This window comes from Zooshikella harenae, from assembly GCF_018837975.1.
GTDB lineage: Bacteria > Pseudomonadota > Gammaproteobacteria > Pseudomonadales > Zooshikellaceae > Zooshikella > Zooshikella harenae.
The window spans coordinates 162000-175081 of the sequence record NZ_JAGSOY010000001.1; the positions used below are offsets into that span (position 1 = coordinate 162000).

Annotated in this window: 6 protein-coding genes; 1 reads left to right on the plus strand and 5 read right to left on the minus strand. The window is 40.4% G+C overall.

Annotated features, from left to right (window positions below):
* Nucleotides 1-9: 9 nt before the first annotated feature.
* Complete coding sequence (locus KCG35_RS00675) at nucleotides 10-879, minus strand: YjjW family glycine radical enzyme activase (RefSeq protein ID WP_215817730.1); 870 nt, start codon at nucleotides 877-879, stop codon at nucleotides 10-12.
* Nucleotides 880-917: 38 nt separating this feature from the next.
* Nucleotides 918-2447 carry a YjjI family glycine radical enzyme gene (locus KCG35_RS00680; protein ID WP_215817731.1) on the minus strand — a complete coding sequence of 510 codons (1530 nt, stop codon included), beginning with the start codon at nucleotides 2445-2447 and terminating at the stop codon, nucleotides 918-920.
* 222 nt (nucleotides 2448-2669) lie between these two features.
* On the opposite strand from KCG35_RS00680, the gene KCG35_RS00685 reads away from it, so the two are divergent.
* Nucleotides 2670-3290, plus strand: coding sequence for a hypothetical protein (locus tag KCG35_RS00685; RefSeq protein ID WP_215817732.1), 621 nt, complete (start codon nucleotides 2670-2672; stop codon nucleotides 3288-3290).
* 123 nt (nucleotides 3291-3413) lie between these two features.
* Here KCG35_RS00685 and KCG35_RS00690 read toward each other — a convergent pair whose 3' ends face one another.
* From KCG35_RS00690 to KCG35_RS00700, 3 genes are read right to left on the minus strand one after another with little or no spacing between them, the layout of a single operon-like run.
* Complete coding sequence (locus KCG35_RS00690; protein WP_215817733.1) at nucleotides 3414-4700, minus strand: retron St85 family RNA-directed DNA polymerase; 1287 nt, start codon at nucleotides 4698-4700, stop codon at nucleotides 3414-3416.
* 8 nt (nucleotides 4701-4708) lie between these two features.
* Complete coding sequence (locus KCG35_RS00695) at nucleotides 4709-6568, minus strand: SWIM zinc finger family protein (RefSeq protein WP_215817734.1); 1860 nt, start codon at nucleotides 6566-6568, stop codon at nucleotides 4709-4711.
* Nucleotides 6561-13082: a HEAT repeat domain-containing protein gene (locus KCG35_RS00700; protein ID WP_215817735.1), complete on the minus strand. Its 6522-nt coding sequence runs from the start codon at nucleotides 13080-13082 to the stop codon at nucleotides 6561-6563. Before KCG35_RS00700 ends, KCG35_RS00695 begins: the two co-directional genes overlap by 8 nt.

A 13082-nucleotide genomic window follows, 5' to 3' on the forward strand; every position in this document is an offset into this window, starting at 1 on the left:
TATTAATTTTTAGAGTAAAGGTTTGACTAACGTAATATTAGTCAAACCAAACCGCAATAGCTTTTCATAAAAATAATTCAGGTCCTCGATTGTGGCTGCTCTATGTTTCTCTCTATAAGGTAAGCGTACCCCATGCTGCTGAAAACCCATGATTTTCAACTTTACATTAAGTTCATATGATTCATAAAAGTCTACAAGTGAATAGATATCTGTTGTTTTATCATTAAGCTCTGGAATCAATAAATAACGAATCTCATACAGCTTATCTTTACCTGCTAAATAATTAATTGTCTTACATACTCTGTTATTTGACCTACCTGTTATTTTTTTATGTAACTCATCATCAATTGCTTTTAAATCAATCATCGCTTTATCATAATAATCATCTAATAACTCCCACCTAGAAATAGGTAAGCTTCCATTACTATCGATGTAAATTGATAAATGTTTTGTCGCAGGATCATTCTTTATTGCTTTCGCAACGTCAATAATAAATGGGTATTGGAGCGTAGATTCACCACCTGAAAAGGTGATACCCGAAATAAAGGGTGTTACTTTTAAAATCTGCTGCATAATTTCGTCTACTGAAAAATATCTGGTCGTAGGATTAGCAGACCGAGGACAACGATCAATACATTTTTCACACTGGATACAATCAGTAGGGTTATAAACTAATTTATCATTCATTAGTTGTAAACAATGCTGCTCACAGACTTCAATACATTCACCACAGTGATCACAATGACCAATAGTATGTGGATTATGGCAGTTAATACAATCAAAGTTACAGCCTTGTAAAAAAATCACCATACGGCTACCAGGTCCATCTACACAACTAAATGGTATAATTTTACTTACCCGTCCAGTGATACTATTCATAACAAGCTTTTCTTTAACACACTATTCGTACGGAATTTTTACAGTGCTTGAACACACCGATGAATAACTTTAGCATTATCTATAGCTTCGCTACCTAATGCTGTACTGTTCAAACGTGAACCTTCCTTTTTATACTTTTCAATATCAGAGCGTCTTACCATGTAACCTGTAATTCTGACTAAATCGCGATTAGCAACATTAGCAGTAAACATTCTTAACCCTTGACGCATAGCACCCTGACATAGCTCTAACAATGCAACAGGATTCCGCTCAATGGTTTCATCAATATTAAAAATATCACTGATGCCTGCGGGAAAATACTGATGCATTGGTAAAACAGCAAGAATATGAGTAAGTGTTTCAGGCTCCTCTCCAGTAGTAACCCGCGTACCTTCAGTCACATTGATATCTGAACTAATACCTGATTGGGCATGAAAAAGCACTTTTTGGTTTCTACAGTAATGTACTTGCTTGTTTTTTATTAAATCTGCATATGCACTTATAATACGCTTACCCAGACTATTTGCGACTTTATCATGGCCATAACGTCCCCCCTTACCTGTTAGTTCCATTATACTATTAACAAGTTCAGCTAAACCAAAAACACCAAACATCGCAGTAAATCGATCCGCAGATATAAATCCTTCTTTCACCAGAAAATGATTTTCAAAAAAACCAGATTGTTCGACTAAATACTTTATTCTTGCTTCCAATATTACAAATAACAGTTCAGCACATTGGGGAATAGTGTGTTGTATATAATGCTCTTCAATATTTTTTTCCAGGGGAACTTTTTTTAGTGCCAGCTTAAAACTCTCTGCCAAATTCAAACGCACTAATGAAAAAGCTCCTCCTCCCAAAGGCAATGAATTATAGCAACTTGCAACTCCATAACCTTCAGGGAAATCATTATTGATTAATTGGTGATTTGCCACATGAGGCTTATTACATTGAATAATACTGGTAATGGCGTCTTTCAACAATTCACCACTACTACTATTTTGGTCATCATATTTAAAGGTTAAATTAGGTGTTGCTTGTTGTAAGTTACGATCAACCTTCAATATTGCTTGTGCCACACGGTTGTTTACTGGACCAATATTCGCGTGCATAAATGCATCAGGTAACGTCCGATCTAAATATTGCCAAAATAATCGCAGCTTTTTATACAGATAGTCCTCCGACATTTCTTCTGTAATAAAAGGCAGTAGTAGCTGATCAATATCACCAAGATAGACAGGAAATCCAGTTACTGATGGCACATGATGATACATGATCATCAAAAATTGAATGGCTTCATCAAGATCTTTTGGGGGGGCTAATTCGAGGTATTCACAACCATTGCTCAGCGCTTTTTGATAATCTGGAAGCACATAGCGAGGCTTGTAAGGGGCATGTCCTTCATGAAGATCACAAATCAAACCAGATGCTAATGCTTGCTGTGCTTCTGCTGAAATTTCAGGATAGCCAAGGCTTTGAACTGCTAGTTGCGCTATCTGCATTTGCTTTTGTGCAGGACTTAAGTGAGGATGATTAGCAATCTTTCTTACTTCTGCTTGAAGGTTCACGTCATTTTCCCCCATTGATCTGGTCACGGTGACGCTTAAAGAAAATGAGTATACGCCTGTTTTCACCACTGATTATTAACAAACATCAATATATGCCTTATGTGTGGCTATAACACTTACCTTTATCTTTCTCGTTCAATTGGTCACAAAAACAACCATTAGAATGTGCTAAACTACCTACTGTTCACGAACATCAATACAGTCCTTCAGTACAGGAAAATAATGAGTTTAGTTAGCTATAATTCATCACTTTTTTCATTTAGTCCAACCATCGAGGTAGATGAAGACTTAATTACAATAAAAAGTTCGAAGGCACTACAACTTCTTACACTTTTTTTATTAATAGAATCTGTGATCATTGATAGAAAAAATAAGAAAGTAATTATTTTTCATCGTTTTTGTTATTTCTTCACATCAAAAATTATTATTGCATTTGCTGAAATTGATTACCTTGATTACAGTTTTAGTGATTTTGCAACGGGTTGGGGATTATCCCTTGATGAAGGAGGTATTACCAAAACGGATACTATTGAAAAATACACTCTTTCAGTTTCAACAAAACAAGGTGAAAAATATAAACTCTGCTCATTTTCTGGAGAAGGTGCCAAAATGACAGGGCTGCTCGGTGTACTTACAGGTGATGATTTGATTGATTTTTCAGGAACTCAAGGAGAGGAATCTAGACAGCTTGCCTTTGCTTTCTGCAAAATATTTGATGTGCCACTAGGCAAACAGTTTGAGTTTTCTAATAGCACAGTCTGCCCTAACTGCAGTCGAAAAATATCAAACCAAATTAAACGTTGTTACTATTGTCGTGAAGTTATTGAAAAAATTGATGAATAATTATTTTAACGATAGAGGTTTATATCTACACGAAGGGTATAAATTAACAAACTAGCCCTTTCCCCTAACTAAAGGGAAAAGGAGTTTAATATTTTCTGTTTATTTTTCTGCTCTGAACAATCACTAGACTGATTGAACAATTTGTTGAAACTGCGCTAAAAAGCGTGCGCCTAATTCCGGTTCAACCATACGAATAAAGTTAATTTTGCCTTGAAGGTGTGACAATGTTTCATCCTCATGGAGTGATTTCCCTTTTGCAAGGTTATGCAACATTGCACGTACCTGACGCTTCGTCGCCCTTGGCACACGTGGGTGAGCATGCTCATTAACCACTAACCCTGTTATTTGTTGGCAACTTCCTGGCCGCAAAATACGCGTTTTTTTACTGTTAATGTTAAATCCTTCATCGTTAACAACTTGGTGCACAATGCCCATTAGTTGTTTTATATTTGGTTCCTTCTGAGAACCTATCCAGCTAAATGTTAAATCATCGGCATAACGGCTATAACGCCATCCATTTTTCTCAGCAAATGAGGTTAAGCGACGATCCATAGTCTTACATAATATATTGGTTAATGAGGGACTTGTTGGTGCACCCTGAGGCAAACAGCGATCAGCTAACGCAATAAAATAAGTTTTGTTCTCATGCTCAATACGTTCACGAGGAGCCTCTGTACATAACAAAGCTAATAGTGTTGCTACTTGCTCTTTATAACCAGCTTTACGGAATATTCCTTTCACACGTCGCCAAGAAACTGAAGGAAAAAATTCTGCAAGATCAAACTTAACCACAAGCTCGCTTTGTGTATGCTGTTGAGCATTGGTCAAAATAGAACGACCACCCACAAAGCCATGAGCAGCACCGTGAATTAACATACGTTCTACGATATTCAACAATATCCAGCGTTGCGCAGCTTTTAATTTTGGCTTTGGCGCCCAAATGCTGCGCTCTCCTCCACTTCGCTTAGGAATAGAAAACGCTTGATAATGACTATACTCTGCAGCGTTTCGGTGATAGGTAAACCAGCGCAACTCACTGATAGATAACTTTAATTGTTCTGCCAGTTGCGCAGGGGTTCGAATAACGGGCAATTGATAACCCACCAATGCTTTATCTGCATCTTCTCGATCATATTTATCCCAGTCATCATTGTCATTCCAATAAACCTGATCACCTAAATAGACAATGTTATTTTGTTTATAAGCTTGCCAAGCCTCTTGGTTTAATTTTCGCTTGGCTTCTGCCTCTTGTTTGAGCTGCTGTTTATAACGAGCAAGCTCTTTAGCCGACAATTGTTTTGCATCCAGCCGCTTAACCAAATAACCTTTTTCCTGCAGCTGCTTGTTTACATACGCTTCAATACTGCCTGCGTGCTGTATATCCTGCCAAAGTTGCTGAAAGTCAGTCATTGGTCATACTACCTTGCTGTTGCATCAATAAAGCCACGCGCTAATAGGCGCTGCTTTTGCTCATTAACGGCCGACTGCGCTGCTTGCTGAGTATTAAAAACCCATTGCTGCATTCGTAATGAAGTGCCTGCTTTTCCCCAACGAAGTGTTACGCGTTGCTGGTGACGTTGCACTAAATAAACATGCTCACTCTCAGCATCACGACGAGTAAAATAATGACGTTCGTAAATAGGATCGCTTTCAGGCTGCTGTAGTTGTTGAAAGTGTGTCATACGCAGCGCAATAATATGTGCGCATGGCCCCTGACTCATGCCTTGTTTGACGAATGTGAAGCAACTGCACTCTGCTTTACTAACATGGCCTTCTTCAGTTACCTGAATCATTGTACTGATGGGGGACTTACTTGAAGCATTCAATATAGCGGTTAACTCAATGGTATCGCCTGGCAACCAATGCTGTTTAACATCAGAAACGGCCTTGTTATTAATTAAATTTATTGCTTCAGCAAACACATCATCACGATAACGAAGCTGCTGACTATCAGGTAATTGATCCAATAAAGGCCGATAATAAAAACACTGTTGAACTCTGTTAAAACTAATTAAACCATGCTGTATGCCATATTGAGTCAGCGCGAGAGTGTCAGATGACGATAAGTTTAATTCAGTGTTCAACGCATCAAGACTACTTGGCTGTTTTTGTAAGCATGATAACAATTCATCGAATTGCTCAGTGTTTATGTTTTGATGTCTTGGTAACAATAAATCGAAGCGTGCAGCTTGTGACCAATTTGCAGTAGTAAAACCACTTAATACCAAGGTTAATCCAACACCTTCGCCTTGAGCCTGCCAAATACTGGGTAAACCACTACCCAATAAATGTACAGAAATATATTCAGCATGTGATAAAAATGCCTGCAAATGCTGTAACCGACGACGTCCCCAAATCCGTACAACCTTTGGCTCTGAACCAGTCCAACGTTCAGCAGAAGACTCAATAACTTTTTCCCAAGGCTCTAAGACAAGTTTCGGGTATTGATTTGGTACCAGCTCAATTTTAATACCACGTCTTTTACCTTTTACATCACGATTTAAGCGTAAAAAATGCAATACATTATAGAGATCAATGGGTGCCAGCTTAAAACTATCGCCAGGCAATTGCATGGCTGATTGAATCTGCAATAACCCTCGTAACCAACTATCCGGTAAGTGCGTTTGCTTTGCTAACACTTCCCCTTGCTGCGCTGTTTTCAAGCCAACCGCTTGCTGGCCTATATGGATTTCAGTGGTTTTATACTGCCGTAACTGTTGAACCCCCTGAAAAAAGTGATCTGAAAAATCGACATTCGTTGTACCACAACCCACAGGTGCCAATAATTCCAACTGATTGTGAGCAAGACTTAACTGTGCATAACAACTTTCATCTTTACTAAATACTTCAAAGGTCGTGCAGTCAGGATGGACACTGACCACAGGATCTAACACGCAATAAGCTAGCGGATCATTTTCAGCCAACCAGTTAAAGTAAGCTTGTTGTGCAGATAAAATATGACGACGTTGATTAGTACGCTGCAGTTCCTTAAAAGCTAAATATTGAGCACGATCTTTTGGTTTATAACGTAAATCACTGCATACAACCTGATATAGAGCGGATAAACCACTGCGCATGACGGCCGAATGAGTCAACCGAGCATGAAGCTCAACAGGCTGCCGAGCCAGTGCACTAAACAGCGACAACTGTTGCTGACTCTCAGAGGTATGTACCCCACTAACCTGCTGATAGGTTAAGTGAACAGAAGTCGTATTCATGTCCACCTCAGCATTTTGATTATTTTGTGGGGATAATGACTGTTGTGCCTTGTCACTCATACTGCTCTCCTATTTCCAGTGACTTACCACTGACGTCATCACCTAACACATCAGCAACGTTCAGCTTGGTTGTTTTACATTGACGGGCTCGCTGACTACTACGCAATGCACGATAGGCCGTTTTTTGCAAAGATGGTGACAATGACTTGGCTTTAATGAGCTGTTCCAGTGCTTGTTCAGCCGCTTCAGCTTGTAAATAACCTAATGCCAAGAGAGCATCGGCACGTTGCTGGGTAATGAGTTGCTCATTGTTAACTAACGATAATAGAGATTCTATTGAGTGTTGCTGCTTACCAGCCAATGCCAACAATGGTTGTTGTGTGTCTTCTTCCAGTGTTTGCAGAGACTCTAAAGAAGGTTGCCCTAACCAGCGCTCTGCCAACGTATCAAACGAGCTCATTGTAGAATCAGATAAAGTGGATGCATTTTGCACTTTACTCAACAATGCACATACCTGTTGCTGCAGGCTACCTTGCACATGATCTGTGAGTGATTTCAGCAACTCAACGAGCTGTTCACTTAAGATGTCCGACTGTTGTAGTTGAAGCTGTATAGCCTGTGAAATTAGTGACTGTACCGCTAAATATTTAGCAGGTAATTGGTAAACGACAGTAAGCACTGTATCTGCTGCTTGGTGTTTAATTAAACACCATATGCCATCTCGTAAACAGTTCTGTAATTGTTTACTCTCATATGTTTTCTGATCAACCTCTATAACTTGCAGAGGCAGTACTGAACGTCGGAAGTGTACTAACTGTCGCTGACACATTGCTTCAACAGCAGCTAACGCTGTACTCGAAGGCTCGCTCAAACGTCCTATCAGCCTCGCTGCCATCCCATTCACATCAGGGTGCTCATGGGTAATACCTTGCAATAATACTGACTCGTCATTAATTGGATTAGCTAAAAAGCCTTGACTTAAAAACGGCTTAGTTCTTGAACTGCAACTAGCCAATAGAAGTAAACGCTGCAGTCCATCCCCATAGCGCGCCACACGAATTAATAATTTTTCATTCCAATAACATGACTGATTTTTAAGAAATGCATAATCAATGTTACGAACCTGATTATCAACAACAGGCCAGATATGATCTGCCACATCCATCGCTACACTAATAACATGTGCATTGTCTTCATTCTCAACCAGTTCAAATAGCACACTCAAGTGTTGTGTATCTTGAGCAAATATCATTTGCCTCAATGCTTCAATACGATATCGAGGAAAAATCTCTTTATTCTTAATACAAGCAACCAGTGCTGACCAAGATTTAGGTGAATCAAACCATCGTAATGCTTTAATTGATCGATCAATTTGTGATGCGTACTCATTCTCGCCATGCTTCAGTATTTTGGTTAACAAGTTAAGTACTTTTTCAGCTTGGTCTGTATGCTTGAGGTAACCAATCGCTTCTATAGCATCATCTTGTAGAGCATGTTCCTCATTGGTCGCAAGATCCAGTAATAGGTCTACGGTATCTGTATCACCTAAGCGACCTAGCGCAATGACCGCACGTTGGCGATTTTCATGCGCTGGATCCATATCAATAGCCGCTAATAAGATGCTCTTACCTGCCCGCTGCCCCACCATAGCCAAACCTTCTGCAGCGATAAAGCGCACTTGAGCTTGTCGATGTGCTAGTAATTGCTGCAATAGTTCTGCACTTGCTCCACGGTATCTAACTCGCCACGCATAATGTTCAAGCAAGTTATAAAACATCGCGTCAGGCAAACACGGCATGATATTCGCCAGCAGTGTATTAATGTCAGTAGACTTAGCAAGCTTTAAGGGCTTCAGCAGTTTATCTAGGCGCTCACAATGCCCTAAATTCACGAGTGTTTGTACCAACAGCACAAGTAACTCATCATGCAATGGATACTTTGTAGCTTGCAGTTGCTGAGTAGGTGTACATTTTAATGTTTGGTCATAACCACTAATAACGGTCAGCGCATCAGTTACAGCACGAGTATGCTGATGTTTACTTAAAAGTTTGAGCAGCCGGGGCGCTAAAGCTTTTTGTCGATATTTAGCGACTATATTTAGCAAGTCTGCAACAGGAAGTGATTTTGAGTGGTTACTCTCAACCATCTGCATAACAGGCTCAACAATTTCAGGCTGATCAACCTGCCGCAATGCATTGACAATGACTCGTGTTTCACTCTGCTGCTGACTATCCGCTAATAAGCTTAACAACACCATCATCGCTTGAGATTGTCCTTGCGAAACAAGCATATTACCCGCTTGTAAATGAGCATCTCGCTGAGACGTTTGTGGCACTTCCTGCTGATAAAATGCAATAGCAACTTGGAGTGCTGTATCCCGCCAAGCACCCTGCATTGCTTCCACTAAAAGATTGAGTAATTCAGATTCACCCTCGTCATAGTGTTTTAGCAGCCATTGAACAGTATTTGTCCTCAACTTAGTTGAAAAGGCTTTTGTGCCCAACCTTGCTGCTTGAACTTCGCCTTTAAACTGGCTGTATAAGGTAAAAGCCTCAAACTCCAAGCCATCCGAACGCTCTTGCAAACATTGCTGCAAGACTGTGACTTCAGCATCACCCGCCTCTCCTGCAGCCAACAGCTGTAAGCCCGCTTTTGCAATATCCAAATGCTGACTTTGTAGTGCCTCTCCAATCAACAATGACTGTTGTTGAGTTCGAGATGACAATAATGTCCACGCACGCTGACGCACATCGGCATACTTATCATGAAGACACTGAATTAATACAGGTTCAGCTTGTTGCCACCATTCACCAAACTGATCTGTTAATTTAATGACGGCTTGCAACGCATTTAAACGTAACGCAACCCCTTGCGATGTCAGTAACTGTTGATGACTCAATAAGCCATACAAAACACCTAATGCCCACTGCTGTAAACATTGCTCGCTGGTAGGCTTATTTTTTTGGAGTTGCATTTCAGCGCTAAACTGTAATTGCTGAATTTCACTCTGATAACGTTGTTTAAATCGCAACCAGATTAATCGCGCACGTTTTGGCTCTTCAGATACCCACGAAAATAACTGGTAAGCAAAACGTGCCTTTAATGGAAGATTATCTGCCAAAAGAATAGATGTCATAACAGCAAAATCATCCACCGTTAGCAGTGTTTCAATGGTTGAACCAGCTTGACTAGCAACGTTATCGTCAGTTTTTTTAGTATGAGATGCCGACAAATCATTACTTTCTTGCTGAAGCCAACATGCAACACTTTGCTCAACCGTTTTCTGCAGAGCAGATTTATCATTGAATACCGCTAACGCTTGAGCAACATAAAGGTGTAGCGCTAAATCCCGCTGATTTAATAAATCTAATAAAGGTGTAGGATCTACTGCATTTGGATGTATATAAGGTAAAACACCCAACAAATAACCAAGAAGTGGTTGATTCTGAACAACATCAGGCAGAGTATTTTGGACAGTAATTTGCTCACCAGCCCCAGCGAGTGTTTTATTTAGGCACAAAAATACAGCCAGTTGTTGCCAAGAAGTTAAGGCTGCATTTTTCTGTTCAAGAACACCTGCAGCCTCATGCTGCCCTAACAATACCAAGCCCAGGGCAGCATAAGCTTGTTGTTGAGAATTATCGACTTGCAACAAGCGTTGTAACAAACCTTGCTCTGCAGATGATGCACACCAACTTAATGCGTAAGTGGCTGCAGTCGCTAATGGCTGGTGCTTATGCTGCAAGTAAGGGTGAATATAAGGTACAGCGTCTGTAGTCGCTAATTCAGCAAGCACCTCAAGCACTTCTTTTTGCCGACTCCGCCATTTGGTTTTACGTTCTTTACTCTCAGGCTCTTTTTCTGCAAGTAACTGAAATAAAGGTTGTTTTGCCCGTTCATCACCAACTACTGCTAGCGCTTTTGCCGCAGCCAAAACAATATCTTGGTGAACTGCACTTAGTGCAACCGCCACTTCATCCCAAGCTTGAGCCACAATAAGTGAATCAATGGCTTGCCGGCGAAGTTCAGGGTCTTCATCCGCAATAAACGACACCAGTAGTAACTGCGCAGCGTCAGAATTTAAATCAATCAGCTGATTTAAAGCTTGTTGGCGAAGATCTCTATGGACGGATTCAGCAGCGTACTGTAAAGGTTTTATGGGCTGATCTTCAAACTGCTTTTGAGCTGCAACAAATGCCTGAGAACGAACTTCATAAAACCCATCATTAAACATCTGCATCAATAGGCCTGGTTGCCAAGCACTTCTTTTATGCGCTAACAACTCTTGTAATGCGATAATATGACAGTCTTCAAAATGACTCTTCAGTAATAACAGCACTCCGTCCGCTTTACCTTCAGGCCAGGCTGTGTTCAAACACGCCTTAGCTGCTTCTTGTCTCACTCGCTGATGAGCGCTGTTAATACCTTGTAATAACCAGTGCTTACGATGCTGCAGCTCTACATCGTCATCCAGCATAGCCATTAATCGTTGTAATCCCTGAAGATGAACATCCTCAGCGGTAGACTGCCATGCCATAGCAACCACTTGATAAGGCTCATCGATTAACAGCTGCTCAATAGCATTTAAAGCCGCCATACGCACACCACCGTCTTTATCGTTCAGTAACCACTGAAGATGAGAGAGAGCATGCTGATCCTTAAGTAAGGACAAGGCATAGCACACATCCAATCTAGTGGGCTGCGCCTCATGATTAACCAACTGTAATAATATAGGCAATGCACAGGGATGCTGCTGATGTGCTAAACACCGAGCGGCTAATAAAACAATGTCGGTATATTGAGAGACCGTAGCAGGCAGTAAGATGTCTATATCATGCTGTGTGAGCAAAGGTGCATTTTTAAACTGTTTTTCAAGAGGCTTATGATTATTTTGACCATGAAGCGAAAAGTCATTTATATCAGTTAATTGCCGTGCAATATATTCATCTGCTTGATGTAAAAAGGCAGCAAGTGCTTTACGGCTGAGCACCATGACCCAAAATGCCGTGTGTCGAACATTATTATCCTGATCATTTAAGCACTGTCTTAAGGCAATATTGACGGCAGCGTTCATTAATTGCTGCTGTTGATAACAACGAATAAGCGCTGCGCGTCGAATATCAGAAAAATGTGTATTTAATGCATGTAAATAAATTTCAACTTTTTCATTGTTCACTTGCTCAAGGCTGTGCAAAGCATAATGCCGTATTCGATTATTATTGTGATTTAATGCTTCCATTAAAACACTTTTTGACTGCCCCTCTTCATTGGCATTAACCCATTCCATTAATAATGTTAATGCTGCAAAACCAATATTTTCATGCTCTGTATGCAATGCCTTTTGAGCTAAACGAATATCACCACGCTGCGTAATAGCCTGCAGTGCAGTAAATGCCTTGAGCCGAACATCATCATCACTATGATTAAGCTGTTTTGTCCATAAACTCAAACAACTAGGGTGTTGAGCTTCGGTGAGATATTTTGCGGCTAAGCGTCTAAGCGTAACATCCCGTTCTCGATCAACGACACCTGCTAACAACGTGAGTGATTGCTGATCAACATGTTTAGCCAATTGTTCAATGCCTTGCTGCCGATGCTTAATATCATTTGCAGAAAGATTAAATTTTGCTTCAGCGATAGCATTTTTAATTACTTTTTGAGACTGCCCAAAACGTTGCTCTGCAGTTAGCGCTAGCAACTGAATGGAATGATCTTCACCTGCAATAGCCAGCCAATCCTGTTGTGAATCTTGCACATACGCAAGCCCTACAGGCACTGGAATTTTGCCTGTATAAGTGACTGGTTGGCCTTTTGTCATTGGCCAACTTTTTAGTGTTTTATCACTAGCTGCTGTAAACAATCGACTTTCAGCAATTAGTAATTGTTTAATCGCTTGCTTATGCATTGCGCTTTGCCCTCGATCAAGTAGCGCAACTTCATCATGCCCCGTATGAATATCAATGCAATAAAAAGTTTTATCTTGACCACAGCTGTATAAACGACCATCTGCATCACTAAAAGCCAATGCAGTAACAGCCTGTTTATGCACTTCCTGCTGAAGGTACAACTGCCAACCATTTTTTTCAGTAAAAGCATAAATGGTGAGTAAGCCTTGTGTACTACCAGCCGCTATGTATTTACCTGTTTTATCAACGGCTAGTTTGGCTCCTGGCTCCATAAGTGTAAGCTGTTGCTGCAACTCACCATTTTGTGTACTAAGCAACCAAATATACTGTTGCTGCAAAATGGCTAACTGTTGCTGTACGACAGCAATCGCATCAATATCTATTGATTCGGCTGGTGAGAACGGTATGAGTGTCAACGCATCTTCTGTTAACCTTTTCTTCCATAATTGATGCTGGCTATCAACTAACCATAAGTTGTCATCCTCAATAACAATATGCTTAGCACCGCATTCTAACGAATTATGTCTAAACTGTTGTGTTTTTAGGTTGTAGCAATATAACCCTGTAGCGTGTCCTTCAGCATGCTCAGTCACCCAATACAATTGATTGCCATGACCTAACAGAGCACGAATAGCACCTCGATAGGGTAAATAAAGCGTCTGGCTCAT

What these genes read in the sequence shown, in the direction of transcription:
- KCG35_RS00690 (WP_215817733.1), bottom strand. Translation starts at nt 4,700, where the DNA reads ATGACTGACTTTCAGCAACTTTGGCAGGATATACAGCACGCAGGCAGT.
- KCG35_RS00685 (WP_215817732.1), top strand. Translation starts at nt 2,670, where the DNA reads ATGAGTTTAGTTAGCTATAATTCATCACTTTTTTCATTTAGTCCAACC.
- KCG35_RS00675 (WP_215817730.1), bottom strand. Translation starts at nt 879, where the DNA reads ATGAATAGTATCACTGGACGGGTAAGTAAAATTATACCATTTAGTTGT.
- KCG35_RS00695 (WP_215817734.1), bottom strand. Translation starts at nt 6,568, where the DNA reads ATGAGTGACAAGGCACAACAGTCATTATCCCCACAAAATAATCAAAAT.
- KCG35_RS00700 (WP_215817735.1), bottom strand. Translation starts at nt 13,082, where the DNA reads ATGAGCCAGACGCTTTATTTACCCTATCGAGGTGCTATTCGTGCTCTG.